The organism is Flavobacterium chungangensis (assembly GCF_042654045.1).
In the GTDB taxonomy this organism is placed as follows: domain Bacteria; phylum Bacteroidota; class Bacteroidia; order Flavobacteriales; family Flavobacteriaceae; genus Flavobacterium; species Flavobacterium chungangensis.
The window spans coordinates 491,456-510,518 of sequence record NZ_JBHSFY010000001.1; the positions used below are offsets into that span (position 1 = coordinate 491,456).

Below are 19,063 nucleotides of genomic sequence, written 5' to 3' on the forward strand. Positions count from 1 at the left end.
TATTTTTATCTGCTTTGCAGCCATCCTTCAGGATTATTATTCGATGTGTTTTGAAGAATCAAGAATTTAATAATAGTTTTTCCTGTATCACCACTTGTTCTCACTTTTCCAATGTTTTGCTTAATAGTCACTTTATCTCCCTGACTAACAGAAACTGAACTTAAGTTCTGATACACGGTAAAAAAGTCTCCATGCTGAATCACGACTGCTTTATTCACAGGTGATAAAACGATTACTTTAGAAACTTCTCCAGCAAATACGGCTCTAGCGCTTGCCCCGTCTTCTGTTGTAATCTCAACTCCAGAATTGTGAACTGTAATTGAAGGATGCAATGGGTGTGGCTGATCTCCATATCCAAGAGAAATAAATCCTTTTTCTACTGGCCATGGTAATCTACCTCTGTTGGCTTTAAAGTCCGCTGCTAAAATTTTGTCTTCTGGTGTCAATGCAATTTTAGAAGAAGAGACTGGTGCTTTTGCTTCGCTAGATCCTGGATTCGCTTTTGCTCTTTCTGCAGCGGCTTTTCTATTGGCTTCAGCAATGGCTTCACGAATTAAACGATCAATTTGTTTGTCAATTCTTTTCGCTTCACTTTGTTTTGATCTGATATCTGCAGCAATTTTATTCTTATCCTTTTTAAGGGCATTAACTAATTTCTGCTGTTCTTTTTTCTCTGCTTCCAACGTAACTTTCTCTTTCTGGTTTTCAGCAATTACCTTCTTTTTTATTTGTCTTTGACCATCCAATTTAGCATTAAAATCTACTAATTGAGCCGTTTTGGACTGAATTTCAAGACCTTGATTTTTTCTAAAAGCAGTATATTGTTTTAGGTATTGTGCTCTTTTATAGGCTTGTAAGAAACTTTCCGAAGATAAAATGAACATAGCACGGCTCTGTTCAGAACGGCTTTTGTATGATTTTAAAATCATCTCGGCATAATCTTCTTTTAGAACTTTTAGTTCTTTTTTAAGTTTATTAACCTGAACCTGATTAATGTACATATCATTACTAATCAGTTTTTCTTGTTTTGCTGTAGTATTGATTAATTTCTCTTTTAGCTTGATTTTGTTTGCCTGAATTAAATATTCATTCACAGCAGATTTCTCTTTTTTTCGAACAGACTGCAGCATCTTTTCGTTATCTCTGATTTCCTGCTGAATTTGAGCTTTACGCTGCTCCAGTTTTTCTTGCTGAGAATCTTGCGCCCAAACAAATGTAGTGGCACAAACTAAAACTAGGCTTAGGAGAAATTTTGGCATCTTTCTATTTTTATTTTTGCAAATTTACTTAATTGTAACTTTTTTATAACCGCTTGGAACACTATACGGAAAAGAAAGTTCTTCATTAAATGAAATATTGTTGTAATTCAAGTTAATACTTGTTTTTCCTTTTGGCTGTACTGCATTGATTTCGATGCTTGTAGGCAAAGCACCTTGATCAAAATTTTTAGTATCAGAATACGCAATTTGTAAAGTTCTATTTTCTGATGGCTGTGAAATTTCTTCTTTCTGAATTAAGTATTTCTCTCCGTCTAAGAAAAAGGTTTTCTTCAAATTGGCATCTTTTTCTTCGTCTAGCCTAAAAAGATTATCTACAATAGTTTGAATATATTTCCCTTTTCTTAAATCATCAAATGCTTCTCCAACCAACAGATTCTGAACTTTAGAATAATCTAAATCTGTTCCTAACCATTTGCTTAAACTAGTAAAATCACCTTCGTAATATGTACTGTTTATTTTCTCATAATAACTTACTGCATCAGGTGTTATTAAAGCTTTTGCCATTGTTATTCCTAAGAAACGAATGCTTATTAAAATCTGTTTATCTTTTTCGATTCTAATCTCAGCCGTAACATTTTGGCTTTGTTTTTCATCAACATATTTTGCACTTGCTTTGATGTATAAAGTAGAAAAATCCAACTTATTATCGTAATGTTTTTCGATTACTTTTTTGTCTTCTTTTGGTGCAATTGTCTGGCTTGTATTTCCTTGCACTGCTACTGCTTTCGATTTACATGAAATTACGGCAATAGACAATACTAATATTGATATATATTTTTTCATCTGAATTCTCTTTTTTATTTTTTCTTCTTTAATACTTCATTTGCCTTCAAAAAGTATTCCTCTTTTTTCTTTGCATCTCCCAATCCATTGTATGCCTCTCCTAACTGAATATTAAAATTTGATTCTAATTTTACGTCATCCACCACATAATCAAGACCCATTTCTAAAACGGTTTTTGCATTTTTAAACTGTTTAAGCTGATTGCTTCCTAAACCTGCATAGTAATAAAACTGAGCCTGACTCGGATAAACTTCAATCAGCATCATGGCTCTTTTGGTCATCGGCTCGTATTGTTTTGCCTGAGCATAAGCTTCCAGCAATAACATATTAGTTTCAAGCTCAGTATCTGAATTGGCGTTTAAATCTTTTTCATAATATTTAATGGCATTTTCAAATTGTCCTTTGCTGTGATAAAACTTTCCGATTTCTTTAGCCACGTCAACATCTTTGTCATTATCAAAATAAGAAATAGCTTTTTCTAAGTCGGCAGAATACTGTGGATTTTTATTTACATAAATCAAAAATTCATTCAAAGTTCTATGTTTGATTTTTGAATCGATTTTTGAACTTGCTAAAATCACATTCATCGACTTTATAGCTTTATCTGCTTGATTAGCATCTAAGTAAGTTTTAAACAAACTCACCTGAGCCCATTCTGAATTTGGAATTTCTTTTGCTAGCTGTTTTGCAACTTCAAGTGATTTCTCGTTTTCATTATTTTTTGAATACAAGAGAATTAGATTCAGATAATTAGATTCTTCTTTAGGATCTTTTTTAATCTGCTGAATCAAATTATCAATTTCGGCATTCTGATATTTTCCTTGCGATAAAATCTGCGCTTTATAAATTTCGCGATCAGAAGATTTTCCGAACTTATCGTTCATTTCATTAATCGCGATCAATGCTTTATCATACTGATTGGTAATCATGTACAGCGAAATCAAATCGTCTTTATACTCTTCGTCAAAAACAATTATCTTTTGAATAATTTCAATCGCCAGCGGATAGTTTTTTGTCTCATAACTTACATCGTAAATTCCAAGCCAAAACCATTTGTTTTTAGGATCAAGCTGTGTTGCTTTTTCAAAAGCATCTTGCGCGTTTGGATATTGTTTAAGCGCCAGATAGTTTTTTCCTAATTCAAAATAAGCAACTGCATCATTGGGTTTTAGTTTGATACATTTCTCCAATGATACAATGGCTTTATCATAATTTTCAATTCCTTTTTGTTTTAAAGATTCATAAAACGAGTCTTGGTATTCGTCTGGTGCCATAGCAATATCTTCGGGTTCTGTTTGTGCAAAAACCGAAAATGATGTGCTGAATAAAGCAAAAAACAAAACTGTAAAAACTCTTTTTTTGATCATTTGTAAAAATTACATTTTAAACAAAACGAAACTTTGCTAATTTTTATTTTATTCTAAAACAGCGTAATCTCCAATGCTGATACTTGTAAATTTACCATCGTAACTTACATGATTTCCGATCATTGCATTATCAAGATTAGCATTTTTAATTTTAGAATACGTTTGTACCAAACTGTTTTTGATTGTACTGTCTGTTACGTGGCATCCATTTCCAAGAGAAACATTTGGTCCGATTGTCGTATTTTTCAAGACTACATTCTCTCCAATATAGCAAGGAGGAATAATTGTTGAATTTTCTAACGTAACACCATAATCTACTAAATGTTCTCCATCATTGTGAAGAAAACCAAGCATTCTAGTATTAGTTTCAACCGTAACATCTTTGTTTCCGCAGTCCATCCACTCGTCAACGCTTCCAGTTTTAAAAACTTTTCCGTTTGCCATCATCGCTTTGATACCATCATTTATCTGGTATTCTCCACCATTCTGGATATTATTATCTAAAACATTTTGAAGTTCATTTCTTAAAACTCCAACTTCTTTAAAATAATAAATTCCGATAACGGCTAAATCGCTTACAAACTCTTTTGGTTTTTCAACCAATTCCACAATTTCATTATTTTGGTTTAGTTTTACAACACCAAAAGCCTCAGGCTGATCTACTTGTTTTACCCAGATTACAGCATCTGCTTCTGGATCCAATTCGAAATCTGCTCTAATTAAAGTATCAGCATAAGCAATTACTGCTGGCCCTGAAAGAGAATCCTTAGCACACATAATAGCGTGTCCAGTTCCTAACGGCTGATCTTGACGGTAGATTGAAGCTTTAGCTCCTAATCCTTTTGCTAAATCTTCTAAACTTGCCACAACATCATCTCCAAAGAAAGCTTCATCTCCTAAAATAAAAGCAACTTCTTCAATTGGTTCTTTTAATATTTTTGCAATATCTTCAACTAAACGGTGTACGATCGATTTTCCTGCAACTGGAATTAATGGTTTTGGAACGGTTAATGTATGAGGCCTCAATCTCGATCCGCGGCCCGCCATTGGCACAATTATCTTCATTTTCTTATTTGATTTTATGTGAAGATTTTATAAAATCTTCATTGGGTTTGGTCTTACTTTTTTATTATTTCACTCCAGTGCTTCCAAAGCCTCCTTCACCTCTTGATGTTTCAGTAAGTGTTTCAACTTCGATCCATTCTGCTCTTTCGTGTTTAGCAATAATTAGCTGCGCAATTCGTTCTCCATTTTCGATTACAAAATCGTCATTAGATAAATTTACTAAAATTACTCCTATTTCTCCTCTGTAATCTGCATCAATAGTTCCTGGCGAATTTAAAACCGTTACTCCTTTTTTTGCAGCCAGACCGCTTCTTGGTCTTACTTGCGCTTCGTAACCAATTGGCAATTCGATAAAAAGTCCTGTTTTTACAATAGTTCTTTCTAAAGGTTTTAACGTAATTGGTTCTATAATATTGGCGCGCAAATCCATACCTGCAGAAGCAATCGTTTCGTAATTTGGTAAATCGTGCTGTGATTTATTGATAATTTGAATTTTCATTTTTAAATATAAAATTTTTAAAAGTGTCTTATTTTCTCTTCATTATTCCTTTAATAGTATCTTTTTCAAAATGGTAAACCATATACATAAAAACTAAAAGAAGCGGAATTCCAACATAATATTTTTCTCTAAATCCGTAAAAAGAGATAATTGAAAACAATATTGAAACGCCTAGATAAGCGCCAATTTTGTTCATGTCATAAGGAATTGGGTAATATTTATTTCCTAAAACATAAGAAATAAGCATCATACTTCCGTAGGCTGAAATGGTCGCAATTGCTGAACCATAATAGCTGTATTTCGGAATTAATAGATAATTTAAAATCAAGGTAACAATTGCTCCTACAATAGAAATGTAAGCTCCAATTTTTGTTTTATCAGTTAGTTTGTACCAAACCGATAAATTGTTGTAAATCCCTAAAAAGAAATTTGCCAAAATAATTAATGGCACAACTTTCATGGCTTCCCAATACGATTTATTGTCTAATAACAAATATTTCAAAACGTCGGCGAAAACAATTACACCTAATAAAATCAATGATCCTAAAATCACGAAATACTTGGTAATTACCGCATAAGTCTGCGGTGCGTTTTCATTTTTAGCATGACTAAAAAAGAATGGCTCAATTCCTAACCTAAAAGCAGTTGCAAAAAGAACCATAAACAATCCCAGTTTGTAACAAGCAGAATAAGCTCCAACTTCAGACTTTGCTAAATTTTCTGGAAGTAAATATCCTAATAGAATTTTATCGAAGTGTTCATTTACTGCAAATGCTAGTCCAGCCACTAAAATAGGCAATCCATACTTCATCATTTTCTTCCAAAGCACAGGATCGAATTTTCGCCCAAGCGAAAGATAATTTGGCGAAAGTACAATAAAAGTTGCCAAACTTGCCAAAAGATTTGCAATGAAAATATAAGCAATTTGGAAATTTTGTACATATAAATTATCCCAAACAGAATTCGGATTTTCTGCTGCCAATTTTGGCAGATAAATCAAGAAAAATATATTCAGCAGTAAGTTAATCACCACATTTCCAATCTTAATTGCCGCATAAACCATCGGCCTCTGATTGGCTCTAAGTTTAGAAAACGGAATTAAAACCAATGCATCTAAAACTAAAATCCATACCGTATAAGTAATGTATTGAACATCGACTTCGGCTAGATTTGCCAAGGTGTTTCTAAAAATTAATCCAACAAAAAGAAAGATTATTGAGGTCCAAAATATAGAAATGGTAGACGTTGCGATTACATTCTTCTTGTCCTCTTCGGCGCTGTAAAATCTAAAAAAAGCAGTTTCCATTCCGTAAGAAAGAACTACGTTAAAGAAAACCATCCAAGACAATACAATTGAAACTTCACCATACTCAGCTGTAGGCAAAATTCCTGTATATAATCTCACTAATAAAAAACTTAGCATTCTAGGTAAAACTGTAGCCAGTCCGTAAATTGCCGTTTGCTTGAATAGATTTTTATATAATCCCAAAATATAATTCTAATAATGTTTGTAAGACAAAAATAACCATTTCTTTTGTTTAATAGAGCTTTTGTTGATGCAATAAAGAAAACTTACGATCGTTTTTAGACAGTCATTTTCTTTTCATCTAAAATTTTGACAAAATGAAATCCTTTTGGAGCATAACCTTGATTATAATAAAATCTATGCGCTCCAAAATTTCCCGTAAAAGCATCTAAGACTATACTGCTGCAATTTAACTCAATTGCTTTTTTCTCTATATAATCGGTAAGTAATTTTCCGATTCCTTTAGATCGACGATCTGGATTAACAACAAAATTGTCAATTTCTAGATATTTTCCCGTCCACAGTTTTGTAGCCGACCAGCACCCCGTCAAACCTAGACAAATCTCGTCTTCAAATATTGCAATCTGAATGTAATTATGTGGAACCATCTCAGAAAGAAATGATTGATACTTTTCTAGAGATATATTAGGATATAGAAATCGAATTGTATTGATTTGAGCCACCATTTCCTCAATGGTCGTAAGCTCTTTTATTTGTAAAGCCATTATTTAAAAATGAAATAGAATTCAAAAATACTCAAAATATAATCACGAAAGAATCTGTTTTCCATCATAGATCTATTCTACTTAAACGTCTTTAACTAATTTATTGGACATTGATTGTATTACAGAAAAAATAAATTCACATTTTATACGTTTTATATAAGAGCAATTGCTTTAAAAACTTCTCGATAACAGACAAAACTGAGGAATGTCTAGCCAAATTACTTAAACAGTAATAATATTTCAACAATATACTTACTCACAGACAATTACAACTATTTTTTAACACAACATGTGAAATATATAAAACAAACATGAAAATTATGTAACATTTTTTTTACAGTCTTTTTTTAAATTTGTCTCAAAGGGAATGAGAAAGCTAGTAACAACCCTTCATAAAAAAGAAAGCACTGGGACTAATAAAGCTTGTTTGTTCCCATAAAAGACAAAGCATAAGGGATTGATTCAGCTGTATTGTAACCCTAACAAAAACAGAGCACTGGGACTGATAAAGCTTGTTTGTTCCCAAGAAAGACAAAGCACAAGGGATTGATTCTGCTGTATTGTAACCCTTAAAAAAACAGAGCATTGGGACTAATAAAGCTAGTTTGTTCCCATGAAAGACAAAGCACGCAGAGTTATCTGTCTATTTTTATAAAATGGTAGTGATTCTCAACTTAACTGTAATTTGAGAATCACCATTTTATAAAATTATTTTTAAAAAAGAATAAAACTTCCAATAAAAAGAAAAGCCAGCATTAGCTGGCTTTTCTTTTTATATATTATAGGATAAATTATCCATTTAAAGCTTCTGCTCCACCAACAATTTCCAAAATCTCACTTGTAATTGCAGCCTGACGAGCTTTATTATAAGTTAATTTTAATTGGTTTCTTAATTCAGTTGCGTTATCTGTTGCTTTATGCATTGCAGTCATACGTGCTCCGTGCTCAGAAGCAAATGAATCACGAATACCTTTATACAATTGTGTTTTTAAAGACTTAGGAATTAAAGCCAATACAATTTCTTCTTTTCCTGGTTCAAAAATATAATCTCCAGAAACAGCAGCACCATCAGTATTAATAGGCGCTAACGGTAAAAACTGCTCTACTTGAACAATCTGAGTAGCAGCATTTTTAAACTGATTGTATACTAACTCAATTCTATCGTATTCTCCAGATAAGAATTTCTCAGTCAAATTATCTGCAATTCCAGCAACATTTTCAAATGTTAAATGATCAAAGATTGCATTATGATGACCGTGAATTTTATGTGTTTTAACTAAAGCATCACCACCTTTTTTACCAATGGCAAAAACGTCAACTTGCTTTCCAGCATAAAATTCAGTACGATTTTTAATCTCTTTAATAATATTTGAATTGAAAGCACCGCATAAACCTCTGTTTGAAGTTACAGCAACTAACAATACTTTTTTTACTTCACGTTGTGTAGTGTAATCTCCTCCTATTTCACCTTCTAGTGTAGCAGAAAGATCTTGCAATAACTCCGTTAATTTCTCGGCATAAGGACGCATTGCAGTGATTGCATCTTGTGCTTTCTTCAGCTTTGCAGCAGAAACCATTTTCATAGCCGATGTAATCTGCATCGTCGATGAAACGGAAGTAATTCTATTACGGATTTCCTTTAAATTTGCCATCTATTAATTAGAAAATGCGACAATTTTAAAATTAGATAATTAGAATAATGATGGAACATTATCTAATTATCTAATTTACCAATTATCTAATTAGTTATATTTTGCTGAAACTTCTTTTGCCGCTTTTTCGATAACATCTGTAATAGCGTCATCTAATTTTCCAGCTTTCAAAGCGTTAAGTGTATCTTTATGTTTACTGTTTAAGTAAGCTAAGAAATCTGCTTCGAATTCTTTTACTTTATTAACAGGTACATTTCTTAGTAAGTTTTTAGAACCAGCGTAGATAATAGCTACTTGGTTTTCAACTGTATAAGGATCATTTAAACCTTGTTTCAAGATCTCAACGTTTCTTTTTCCTTTTTCGATTACGTTTAAAGTAACAGAATCTAAGTCAGAACCAAATTTAGCGAAAGCTTCTAATTCACGGAATTGAGCTTGGTCTAATTTTAAAGTTCCAGAAACTTTTTTCATTGATTTAATTTGAGCATTACCTCCAACACGAGATACAGAGATACCTACGTTAATTGCAGGACGAACCCCTGAGTTGAACAAATCTCCATCAAGGAAAATCTGACCATCTGTAATAGAGATTACGTTTGTTGGGATATATGCAGAAACGTCACCAGCTTGAGTTTCGATAATTGGCAATGCAGTTAATGAACCACCACCTTTTACGATAGATTTGATAGAATCTGGTAAATCGTTCATGTTCTTAGCGATACCATCATCAGCGATTACTTTACAAGCACGCTCTAATAAACGAGAGTGTAAGTAGAAAACGTCTCCAGGATAAGCCTCACGTCCCGGTGGTCTTCTTAATAAAAGAGAAACCTCACGGTAAGCAACAGCTTGTTTAGATAAATCATCATAAACGATAAGAGCTGGACGACCAGAATCTCTGAAATATTCTCCAATTGCAGCACCAGCGAATGGAGCGTAAACTTGCATTGGAGCTGGGTCAGAAGCATTAGCAGCAACGATAACTGTATAAGCCATTGCTCCTTTTTCTTCTAACATTTTAGCGATTCCTGCTACAGTTGAAGCTTTTTGTCCAATTGCAACATATATACAGAATACAGGTTTTCCTGCATCGTAAAATTCTTTTTGATTTAAAATTGTATCGATACAAACAGTAGATTTACCTGTTTGACGGTCACCGATTACAAGCTCACGCTGTCCACGACCAACTGGAATCATAGCATCAACCGCTTTTACTCCTGTTTGTAATGGCTCAGTTACTGGCTGACGGAAGATAACTCCAGGTGCTTTTCTTTCTAAAGGCATTTCGTATAAGTCACCACCGATTGGTCCTTTTCCATCAATTGGAAAACCAAGAGTGTTAACTACACGTCCTACCATTTGCTCACCAACTTTAAGAGAAGCAATACGTTGAGTTCTTTTTGCTGTAGATCCTTCTTTAATTCCTGTTGATGGTCCTAATAATACAACCCCAACATTATCCTCCTCAAGATTCAATACGATACCTTCCATACCGTTATCAAATTCCACTAACTCACCATATTGAACATTAGATAGCCCGTAAACACGAGCAATACCATCTCCAACTTGAAGTACTGATCCTACTTCCTCTAGCGTAGCACCAGATTCAAAACCTTCTACTTGCTTTCTTAATATTGCTGAAATTTCAGCAGGTTTGATTTCCGCCATCTTAATTTATAATTTAGACACTTTTTGTGTTATAAAACTAATTACTTAACTCTCTTTTTAATACTTGTAATCTGTTAGCAACTGAAGCGTTGTACTGATTATCTCCTATTCTCAAAATAAATCCACCAATAATTGAAGGATCTACTACATTTTCTATTGTAATTTTTTTATCTGATAAAGTTGCAACTTTTGCCAAAACTTTAGCTTCTAAGTCTGCATCCATTGGAATAGCTGTTGTAACTTTTGCTACTTCAACACCATTACTTTCATCAAATAATTTATTGTATTCTAATGCAATTGCATTTAGAATTTCGAATCTTTTATTTTCAAATAATAAATGAAACAAACCTTTTGTTACTCCATTTACATCTGCAAAAACTTCCAAAAGAGCACTTTCTTTAACTTCAACAGTAGTTGTTGGGTTTTGGATAAATGTACTCAATTCTTGATTCGTCTCAATTGCATTTGCAATTGATTTCATATCGTTATTGACAGCTTCGGCAACACCTTTAGAGTTTGCTAAGTCTAGAATTGCTTTTGCATAACGAATTGCTGCTCTTGTACTTGCCATAATCTTAGTTTAACTTTACGTCACCTAATAATTTCTCTACCAATTTAGTTTGAGATTCTTTATTAGATAGTTCTTCTTTCAATAATTTTTCAGCAATACTCAAAGATAGAGTTGAAACTTGAGATTTCAATTCTGCCATTGCAGCATTTTTTTCGCTTTCGATAGCCGCTTTAGCTTGATCAATCATTTTTTGACCAGCTTCTTGAGCTTCGTTTTTAGAATCAGCAATCATTTTCTCTTTCATTTCGCGAGCTTCTTTCAACATCGCGTCACGTTCTGCACGAGCTTCATTCAAAATTCTTTGATTATCAGCTTGTAAATTTTCCATTTCTCTCTTTGCGTTTTCAGCAGAAAGCAATGCATTTTTAATACCTTCTTCTCTTGCAGTAATAGATTCCATAATTGGTTTCCAAGCAAATTTTACTAAAAGCAAAATTAATATTACCAAGATTAAAGCCTGCCAGAAGAATAATCCGAATGAAAAATCGTTAATTAACTTATCCATTTTATATAACTATATTAAATATTTAATTTCTTTTTTAAAAGTAACAACATCTTTAACCAACCGTTAAAGATGCTGTTATTTCTCTCTTTATTATTTTCCTAAGATCAAAGCAGCGAATGCTAAACCTTCTAATAAAGCCGCGATAATAATCATCGCAGTTTGAATTTTACCAGCAGCTTCTGGCTGACGAGCAATAGCGTCCATAGCAGATCCACCGATTTTACCTAAACCTAAACCTGCACCGATTACTACTAAACCAGCACCTACTAAAGTTGGAATTGTTCCCATAACTATTTATATATATAAAATTAAACTTCTAAATTAAATAATTGCTGTTTCGTCTTCATGGTGGTGAGCATGATCATGATCTTGAACTGCCATACCAATAAACAATGATGATAACATTGTAAAGATGAATGCCTGTAAAAATGCAACTAAAATTTCAATAACAGAGATAAATAATGTCAATCCTAATGAGATTGGCAAATCTGCTGCTAAATTTTTTCCAACAAAAATCATTGCGATCAAACTCATAATTACTACGTGACCTGCAGTAATGTTTGCGTACAAACGAATTAATAATGCGAATGGTTTTGTTAATGTTCCTAAAACCTCAATTGGAGCTAAAATAATTTTCATTGGAACTGGTACTCCTGGCATCCAGAAGATGTGTCCCCAATAATCTTTGTTTGCACTAAATTGAGTAATGATGAATGTAAAGGCTGCTAAACAAACTGTAATAGCAATATTTCCTGTAACGTTTATTCCTAGCGGAGTCATTCCTAATAAGTTTAAGATCCAAACAAAGAAAAATACAGTTAATAGGTAACCCATATATTTACGGTATTTTTTCTCTCCAATATTTGGAACAGCAATTTCGTCTCTGATGAAAATTACTAATGGTTCTAAAACTCTACCAAATCCTGTTGGGATTGGTCCTTTTTTATATGATCTTGCTAAACCAGTAAACATTACTAATAATAGTACTGATACGAAAAGCATTGAAACAACATTTTTAGTAATTGAAAAATCTAATGGTTTTTCATTTGATGGATGACCGTGCTCATCAAAGTTGATTGTTCCGGCAGCATCTGTTTTGTAAATTTTACCGTGAACTAATTTGTAGTAGCTACCGTCAACTTCTGCAACTTCTTCTCCGTGGTGTAATTTTGAAGAAGAAAAAACTTTTAAACCACCATCAATCAAAATAACTGGTAATGGGAAACCGTAGTGTTTATTTTCTTTTTCATCTGAAAAGAAAACAAAGTCATGAGAATCTTGTAAGTGGTGATCAATAAAAGCATCTACTTTAGCCTTTGGATCAAGAGCAACATGCTCTCCTTCTTCGTGAGCAGTATGTGAAACTACTTTCTCTTCGTGAGCTGTTTCAGTTTGAACATGCGTCGAATCATTCTCTTGATTTGCAAAACCCATAATAGGTAGAGAAGCTACAAAAGCTGCAAGAATAAAGCTGAGTGGTTTGTTTGAAATCACCATATCGTGGAAAATCTTATTTTTTTACGTTTCTAAAATTTGGTGCAAAGGTACATTTTTTATTAATATTCAAAAGGATATGAAAAATTATTTTTAAACCTTGTTTTAAAGAATTGTTATTTTAACTCTTTTCATTTAATAATCGGACAGTTAAAAGCGTCTGAAATAACAAAAACAGCACAAATGTTATAAAAAAACTGACTTTTTCAACATCGCTTTCTCCCATTTTATTTTTTAAGATCGGCTGAAGAAATAAATAGGCTAATAACATTTGTGTAAAAGTTCCAAATAAAAATGCCATTCCGACAATTTCAAAATTCTTCTTTTTTACTACTAATAATATAAGGTATAATAAAGACGAAATCGCGAAGAAAGAAAAATACAGTATTTCTAAACTGTAATGAAACTTCTCCGTACTAATTTCACTAAATAAAAAAGCGGCTTTATGAATACAATAAGTTCCTAAAGCAAGACATAACAAATAAAATACTGGTTTGTAATTTTTTGAAAGCATTTAAAATAATTTTTGTGCAAAGATGCAACTTTTATCTTAAGGCATTTTTATTTACAAACTACTTTGTTTTATTGATATCGTTTACTTGTCGGATTACATTGTACAATGCAACTCCAACACCGGCTAATACAAAAATGGTGTTATAATATACTTTTGGACTTGGATGTTTCTCGTCGAGCCAGGTTCCGAAATAAGAGAATACGAAAATGATTACTCCCATTTGAAAGGGAATATTAATAAATGCCAACCATTTATTTCTCCTATTATTATTCGGCTCCTTTTCCATCTTCTAGCATTATTACTGTATTTGAATGCGCAAGCATAGTACAGGTTGCTGTAAAGTCAGCTCCTGGTTCTATAGAAAGTTTTCCTACTGCTACTTCTCCATGAATTTGAGCAGTCGATTTAATATTAAGGGTTTCAAGAACTTTTATTTTTCCATGAAATTCTCCTTCAATGTCTGCATTGTTACAAATAATTTCTCCTTTGATAACTCCTTTTGCTCCTATCACAATTTTGCCCTGCGAAGTAAAATTTCCTATCAACTCACCGTCTAATCTAAAGTCGGCTTTAGAGACTATATCTCCTATTATTGATGTTCCTTCAACAATTCTATTCGTTTTTCCTAATTGTTCAGTTCCGTTTTTTTTTACTTTTTCAAACATGGCGGTTAAGATTTAAGGGGTTTTCGGGGTAAGGTATGCGTCTAGATTCTTTTTAATCTGAACAATTTTGTAATTATCATTTGATATAATGATTGCTTGATCTGGAATTTTATATTTCTTATCTTCTCTAAAAACTCCAGCAATATCATTTGCATAAGCTTCAGATTTTAAACCATGAATAACTACAAAACTTTCTGTTTTATTGTATTTATCTAGAGATGTTGTCAATCTTTCGTAGTTTTCAACTAATAAAAATACTCTAATTGCTTCTTCTATTCTTTTAACCGCCTTTGTATCGTTGTTTGCAACACGATATAGTATTTTCCAGTTTTTAGTATCTGTTGTTGTAAAGTTAAGTTTCTCCAAAACAGGAACTTGTTTTTCTAAAATCTCTCTTGCATTTTTACCTTCTTCACTATTTGGGTAATTATCTGCAACGTTCTCAAGTCCTTTTTTATAGGCTTCTAAACCATATACTTTTCCTGAAGTATTGGCTTTTAGCAATTCGTATTTTGAAACAATATCATCTCCAGAATATTGATTAATTAGATTATCAATATTGGCCAAGACTTCATCAAAATGTTCTTCTTCAAAAAGTTTATACCATTTTTGATATTCTTTGTCTGGACTAGAATTTGGATCGTCTTCTTTATTGTTTAAAATGTGAGCATATCTCGAATCTGGATATTTAGATGAAATCTCGGCTTTTATAGCTTCGGCTTTTGCCGGATTTGTAATTTGATAAATTTTGTACAAATTATACATTGATGGCAATACCAATTTTTCTTCAGGATTGTTCCGAAGCAGTTGTTCTAACTTGTTGCTAGCCAAATTATATTCTTTAAACTTCTCCTTATATATAAGTCCTAATTGATAGTATGAAAAATTACGCTCTTTACCAATACTATCCATTGCAGTTTGCGAATTCGGAAGCTGTTTTACATAATAGGCTACAGTATATTTTTCTGGCACAATTGTATCATTCAGTACATTGGCAACTTCTTTGGTAGAAATAGTATCATTCATAGCATCGCTATTTGCACCTTTTATACCTGACAATCGCCAGTTTCCACCCATAGTTCTGTTACCCCACATTTTTTTAAACTGTAGTTTTCCGTAAGCAACTGTTGTTGGATTATAAAAATAGAATGAACTGGCATTATCATTTCCTCCAGGAGGCATTCCAACTCCTTCTGGTTCTACTGGTTTACCCAAAGAATTAGGATTAACAGCTCCATTTCCTGAAAAATCTGCTTGAGAGTTTCGGTCTATATTAGCTAATCGCTCTTTTTCTTTTTCTTCTAATAGTTTTTTTGCTTCGTCCTTCTTTTTAAGTTCTGCAATATAATTTTCGAAATAAACTTTCTTATCGTTTGGTGGCAGATTATATACTTTTATAATACTGTCATTACGTTTTGCAATCGCTTCGTATTTAATTACATCGTCAAGATTTTTTCTGTTTTTTTCTATAAATGCAAACTCTCTAGTTTTAGGATCTAGTTTAACCAAAGTACTATCATAATACTTTGCTGCCATCGAATAATCTGTATTTTTAAAATACATGTTTCCAATGTTTCTATAAGCAGAAGCCATCAAATATGGATCTTTAGATTTTCTTCCTAAAGACTTATTGTAAAATTTTAATGCGTTTTCTTGATCTTTCTTTTTATCATAATAAACTCCCATTTCATAAAAAAGAACATCATAATAAGGACGATTTTCACGATCAGTCACCAATTTATTAAATGTTTTTAAGAAAATCGTATCATTATCCTTTCCATAATCAAACATCTGTGCTTTTTTCGCGTAAGCGTGCATCATGTACTTACGATCTGCTTTTCTGTTTAAATCAATAACCGCATCATAAAAATAAATGGCGCTGTCACGTTTTCCTTCTGCCTGATACATTTGGCCAAGGATAAAACGATATCTTGCGCGTTCTTCATTATTTCGAGTAAATTGCTCTGCAACTCTAAGTCTAGAAACAGCGCTGTCTTTTTGTTCCAGATTTAAAAAAGCCTCTGCCAAAAGTGCGTTGGCATCTGCATAAGTTTGCTTATCTAAATCTGTTTTTTTAAGTAAAATTTTAATGTTTTTAAGAGCAATCGCGTCATTACCTAAACGCATATTGTTTTTTTCACGCCAGATTTTTGCCGTATAAATATTATTGCTTTCTGGATATTTGTATAAAATATAATTGAATGCCTCAATTGCTGGTATAAAACGCTGATCGTAATATCTTGCTTTTCCCAGCATCAAATACGCTTCATCAATCTGCCAGTTTCTTTCTCTTCCGCCAATATTCATGGAGTGTTTTTGAATGGCTTTTGTAGCTTTGGTCTCTGCTTTTTCAAAATCAGGATTTTTTGCTTTTTCGGCTTCAGAAAAATTTTCATCAAACTGCATTTTTTCAATTGGCAGTTGTTTCCAGAAATTATCTTCGTTATTGGCCTGAATGGACTTTAAACCTTTATCTAGACCAATTCCTCCATTATAAAGAATGTTATATTTTGTCCCGATCGAGTGAGAACTTCGAGCCAAAAAGGTATTTTTTTTGGTAGAACAAGCTATCAAAAAGAATAAAAAAACGAAAGTAAAACTATATTTAAGAGTATTCTTTTTCAATAGAAAAGAGTTTAAAACAGATAACTACTAAAAATTGGTTTTAGTATATTCATTTGTAAAAATACGCTTCTTTTTGAAATATAGAAATTCTTACACAGCAAAAAACAATTCTAATTCTTGTAAGGTTTCTTCTGAGGTCTGAATATCTTTAACAATTTCGCCTTTATTAAGCGCCACAATACGATTGCAAACTTCTACAGTATGCTGTAAATCATGACTTGAAACCAAAACAGTTACATTTGGATCATCGGCTAATTCTTTGATAATTTTTTTTAATCTACTTACTGTCGTAGGATCAAGATTGGCAAAAGGCTCATCTAAAATTACAACTTTAGGATTACCAATAAGTGTCGCAATAATACCCGCTTTTTTCTGATTTCCTTTAGATAAATCACGAAGGTATTTTTTGTTGTTCAAAATTTCTCCGTTAAAAAACTCCTCATGTTTTGCTAGCAACGCATCAATATCTGCCTTATTCTGATTGCGTAAATCACCAATAAAATAAAAGTATTCTTCTGGAGTTAAATACCCGATAAGGAAATTTTCATCTAAAAAAGATCCTGTAAAAGATTTCCAATTCTCGCTTGTATTTACCTGAATATCATTACTTTTTATATATCCCGTTGAAGGCTGGATTAGATCTAAAAGTAAACTGAAAAAAGTTGTTTTTCCTGCTCCGTTATTTCCCACCAATCCAAAACTTTGTCCTTTTGGGATTTCTAGATTATTAATGTTTAAAACTGTTGTTCCGTTATATGTTTTTGAAAGCTGATTTACTTGTATCATAATAATTTTAGATTGTTGATTTCAGATTTTAGATATAAAATGAAGATAATGATCTCATTTTCAAATTGACAAATTATCTAATTAACCCTTTTGTTTATAAGCACTTATTGTACTGTATTTTTCTATTTTGTATCTCTTTTCTATTATTGAAAACACTTTTTCTTTAAATATAAAGCCCAAGATACCAGCTCCTGCAACCAAGCTTAATGCTACAGTTTTATCTGCAAAACGAAGTCCAAGCCAATACAATAATAAAGGAAGAAATATTTTGGGCAAAGACAGAAGCATCGAATTTACATTAAACGCTTTTTTATCTCCAAATGCGCCACCAGCACTGCTTAAATCAATTGGTGTTTTAGTAAAAGCACCACCCAAAAGCACCAAATGAGAATTTACGCCAATATTATAAATTGCACCAACTACAATGGTGAGATAAACTTCCCATCCGTAAAAAAGATAAAAAGATGCTAGAATTGTAGAAATAAAAGTAGCAATTACAATTAGCCACCATTTTGCGGTAATATAACCTCTATACGGAATATTCTGTGTCATCATTAATTGATAATATGAACTGTCCCAGCTAGGTACAAACTGTCCGAAGACAAATAGAAATCCTCCTGAAACGAATATTCCAGCAAAAATTTGCATAGCAGCCGGTTGATGTGTATTTCCGAAAAAAATCAATCCGTAGAACAAAAAGATCACACTCATTACTATAGTAGTTTTTGATCTTTTATTTCTTTTGATGAGTCTAATATCATTTTTAAGAAAAGTACCCAAAGTACCAAACTGATTTAGCCAAGAAAGATTTTCTGTAGAGGCAACATCATGTTTGACAGAAAGTCCTGCATCGAGATATAAATTCTTTTCGAAGTATTTAAATGTAAAATAATGCAACGCAAATAATACTAGAATCGGAATCAAAAACAATCCATCTATTTCATAAAAGCTTTGAAAAAATGGAGTTGTAAACTCGGTAATATCAAATAATTGATAATACTGCGCACCTCCTAGAACTACAATTAGCAGTAGAAAAAGAGCAAATAGTCTATCGATATTGCTTAAAATAATGTTCAGAAAATTGTTAATGTAAATAATGGACATTACTCCCAAATGCCAAAAAACAATTTGCACAACATCGTATCCGTTTAAAATTAGGACAACTGTAAATGGAATAAAAAATAAAGCGTGTATCCAGTTAAAAAAAGATAAAATAGTTTTGCCTAAAGAAAAATGAACAATGGTTGTTTTCTTTAAAGGAAGAGCTAGCAAAGGTTTGATGTTTAATACAGGAATTGACTGTAATAACAATCGAACTGCTAAATCGCCTAGAAAATAATAAATTAGAAATTTGTTTAACGTTGCCAGAGGTTCCAAATTCATTTCCTTAAGCATATAAAATGCCCCCACTCCCATAGCAATAAAAATCAATGAAAAATAGATCATCAAAAAACCTATTATTATTTTCATTGTTAGATTTTTACCGAAAGATGCCGACCGAATAAAGGCCTTCCATTCGAGATAAATAAACTTCTTAATCATGGTTTATGGTTTTAAT

19 protein-coding genes are annotated in these 19,063 nt (G+C 32.3%); all 19 read right to left on the reverse strand.

All coding sequences use genetic code 11. From position 1 onward, the window contains the following. Positions 1-5: 5 nt before the first annotated feature. Positions 6-1,259: a murein hydrolase activator EnvC family protein gene (locus tag ACFO3N_RS02210; protein WP_320495303.1), complete on the reverse strand. Its 1,254-nt coding sequence runs from the start codon at positions 1,257-1,259 to the stop codon at positions 6-8. Positions 1,260-1,283: 24 nt separating this feature from the next. Further along, positions 1,284-2,063, reverse strand: a complete 780-nt coding sequence (gene lolB1 / locus ACFO3N_RS02215) for a lipoprotein insertase outer membrane protein LolB1 (protein ID WP_379795047.1) — start codon at positions 2,061-2,063, stop codon at positions 1,284-1,286. A 14-nt stretch (positions 2,064-2,077) separates the two neighbouring features. Next, positions 2,078-3,430 (reverse strand): tetratricopeptide repeat protein, encoded by a 1,353-nt coding sequence (locus ACFO3N_RS02220; protein ID WP_379795048.1) that lies wholly within the window; start codon positions 3,428-3,430, stop codon positions 2,078-2,080. 48 nt (positions 3,431-3,478) lie between these two features. Further along, on the reverse strand, positions 3,479-4,495 hold the full coding sequence (locus ACFO3N_RS02225) for a sugar phosphate nucleotidyltransferase (protein ID WP_379795049.1): 1,017 nt from the start codon (positions 4,493-4,495) through the stop codon (positions 3,479-3,481). 64 nt (positions 4,496-4,559) lie between these two features. Continuing rightward, the gene (dut, locus tag ACFO3N_RS02230) at positions 4,560-4,994 is read right to left on the reverse strand and encodes a dUTP diphosphatase (protein ID WP_198855027.1); all 435 of its coding nucleotides are present in this window, start codon (positions 4,992-4,994) and stop codon (positions 4,560-4,562) included. Between the two features lie 28 nt (positions 4,995-5,022). Then, complete coding sequence (locus ACFO3N_RS02235; protein ID WP_095930609.1) at positions 5,023-6,483, reverse strand: lipopolysaccharide biosynthesis protein; 1,461 nt, start codon at positions 6,481-6,483, stop codon at positions 5,023-5,025. 95 nt (positions 6,484-6,578) lie between these two features. Further along, on the reverse strand, positions 6,579-7,025 hold the full coding sequence (locus ACFO3N_RS02240; protein WP_379795050.1) for a GNAT family N-acetyltransferase: 447 nt from the start codon (positions 7,023-7,025) through the stop codon (positions 6,579-6,581). A 791-nt stretch (positions 7,026-7,816) separates the two neighbouring features. Beyond that, a complete protein-coding gene (gene atpG, locus ACFO3N_RS02245) occupies positions 7,817-8,677 on the reverse strand; it encodes an ATP synthase F1 subunit gamma (RefSeq protein WP_320495311.1) in 861 nt (286 codons plus the stop codon). A gap of 90 nt (positions 8,678-8,767) precedes the next feature. Further along, positions 8,768-10,345: a F0F1 ATP synthase subunit alpha gene (atpA, locus tag ACFO3N_RS02250; protein WP_111378768.1), complete on the reverse strand. Its 1,578-nt coding sequence runs from the start codon at positions 10,343-10,345 to the stop codon at positions 8,768-8,770. Between the two features lie 37 nt (positions 10,346-10,382). After that, on the reverse strand, positions 10,383-10,916 hold the full coding sequence (atpH, locus tag ACFO3N_RS02255) for an ATP synthase F1 subunit delta (RefSeq protein ID WP_379795051.1): 534 nt from the start codon (positions 10,914-10,916) through the stop codon (positions 10,383-10,385). Between the two features lie 4 nt (positions 10,917-10,920). Further along, the gene (locus ACFO3N_RS02260) at positions 10,921-11,421 is read right to left on the reverse strand and encodes a F0F1 ATP synthase subunit B (RefSeq protein WP_095930604.1); all 501 of its coding nucleotides are present in this window, start codon (positions 11,419-11,421) and stop codon (positions 10,921-10,923) included. 90 nt (positions 11,422-11,511) lie between these two features. Beyond that, positions 11,512-11,709: an ATP synthase F0 subunit C gene (gene atpE / locus ACFO3N_RS02265; protein ID WP_008465835.1), complete on the reverse strand. Its 198-nt coding sequence runs from the start codon at positions 11,707-11,709 to the stop codon at positions 11,512-11,514. A gap of 33 nt (positions 11,710-11,742) precedes the next feature. Then, positions 11,743-12,918 (reverse strand): F0F1 ATP synthase subunit A, encoded by a 1,176-nt coding sequence (gene atpB, locus ACFO3N_RS02270; protein WP_095930603.1) that lies wholly within the window; start codon positions 12,916-12,918, stop codon positions 11,743-11,745. A 118-nt stretch (positions 12,919-13,036) separates the two neighbouring features. Then, entirely contained in the window at positions 13,037-13,429 is a 393-nt protein-coding gene (locus tag ACFO3N_RS02275; RefSeq protein WP_379795052.1) for a hypothetical protein, read from the reverse strand. 58 nt (positions 13,430-13,487) lie between these two features. After that, positions 13,488-13,715, reverse strand: a complete 228-nt coding sequence (locus tag ACFO3N_RS02280) for an AtpZ/AtpI family protein (RefSeq protein WP_095930601.1) — start codon at positions 13,713-13,715, stop codon at positions 13,488-13,490. Continuing rightward, a complete protein-coding gene (locus ACFO3N_RS02285) occupies positions 13,696-14,094 on the reverse strand; it encodes a bactofilin family protein (RefSeq protein ID WP_250834613.1) in 399 nt (132 codons plus the stop codon). The genes ACFO3N_RS02280 and ACFO3N_RS02285 overlap by 20 nt, the downstream gene beginning before the upstream one ends. Positions 14,095-14,106: 12 nt before the next feature. Further along, complete coding sequence (porW, locus tag ACFO3N_RS02290; protein ID WP_379795053.1) at positions 14,107-16,719, reverse strand: type IX secretion system periplasmic lipoprotein PorW/SprE; 2,613 nt, start codon at positions 16,717-16,719, stop codon at positions 14,107-14,109. A 90-nt stretch (positions 16,720-16,809) separates the two neighbouring features. Further along, a complete protein-coding gene (locus ACFO3N_RS02295) occupies positions 16,810-17,505 on the reverse strand; it encodes an ABC transporter ATP-binding protein (RefSeq protein ID WP_379795054.1) in 696 nt (231 codons plus the stop codon). Positions 17,506-17,586: 81 nt separating this feature from the next. Continuing rightward, entirely contained in the window at positions 17,587-19,047 is a 1,461-nt protein-coding gene (locus tag ACFO3N_RS02300) for a DUF5687 family protein (RefSeq protein WP_379795055.1), read from the reverse strand. Positions 19,048-19,063 lie beyond the last annotated feature (16 nt).

Bases quoted from the DNA above. Each gene is read 5' to 3' on its own strand.
- ACFO3N_RS02280 (WP_095930601.1), bottom strand. From the start codon at position 13,715: ATGGAAAAGGAGCCGAATAATAATAGGAGAAATAAATGGTTGGCATTT.
- ACFO3N_RS02285 (WP_250834613.1), bottom strand. From the start codon at position 14,094: ATGTTTGAAAAAGTAAAAAAAAACGGAACTGAACAATTAGGAAAAACG.
- ACFO3N_RS02240 (WP_379795050.1), bottom strand. From the start codon at position 7,025: ATGGCTTTACAAATAAAAGAGCTTACGACCATTGAGGAAATGGTGGCT.
- ACFO3N_RS02220 (WP_379795048.1), bottom strand. From the start codon at position 3,430: ATGATCAAAAAAAGAGTTTTTACAGTTTTGTTTTTTGCTTTATTCAGC.
- ACFO3N_RS02260 (WP_095930604.1), bottom strand. From the start codon at position 11,421: ATGGATAAGTTAATTAACGATTTTTCATTCGGATTATTCTTCTGGCAG.
- ACFO3N_RS02275 (WP_379795052.1), bottom strand. From the start codon at position 13,429: ATGCTTTCAAAAAATTACAAACCAGTATTTTATTTGTTATGTCTTGCT.
- ACFO3N_RS02295 (WP_379795054.1), bottom strand. From the start codon at position 17,505: ATGATACAAGTAAATCAGCTTTCAAAAACATATAACGGAACAACAGTT.
- ACFO3N_RS02225 (WP_379795049.1), bottom strand. From the start codon at position 4,495: ATGAAGATAATTGTGCCAATGGCGGGCCGCGGATCGAGATTGAGGCCT.
- ACFO3N_RS02300 (WP_379795055.1), bottom strand. From the start codon at position 19,047: ATGATTAAGAAGTTTATTTATCTCGAATGGAAGGCCTTTATTCGGTCG.
- atpG (WP_320495311.1), bottom strand. From the start codon at position 8,677: ATGGCAAATTTAAAGGAAATCCGTAATAGAATTACTTCCGTTTCATCG.
- ACFO3N_RS02210 (WP_320495303.1), bottom strand. From the start codon at position 1,259: ATGCCAAAATTTCTCCTAAGCCTAGTTTTAGTTTGTGCCACTACATTT.
- lolB1 (WP_379795047.1), bottom strand. From the start codon at position 2,063: ATGAAAAAATATATATCAATATTAGTATTGTCTATTGCCGTAATTTCA.
- atpA (WP_111378768.1), bottom strand. From the start codon at position 10,345: ATGGCGGAAATCAAACCTGCTGAAATTTCAGCAATATTAAGAAAGCAA.
- atpB (WP_095930603.1), bottom strand. From the start codon at position 12,918: ATGGTGATTTCAAACAAACCACTCAGCTTTATTCTTGCAGCTTTTGTA.
- atpE (WP_008465835.1), bottom strand. From the start codon at position 11,709: ATGGGAACAATTCCAACTTTAGTAGGTGCTGGTTTAGTAGTAATCGGT.
- atpH (WP_379795051.1), bottom strand. From the start codon at position 10,916: ATGGCAAGTACAAGAGCAGCAATTCGTTATGCAAAAGCAATTCTAGAC.
- dut (WP_198855027.1), bottom strand. From the start codon at position 4,994: ATGAAAATTCAAATTATCAATAAATCACAGCACGATTTACCAAATTAC.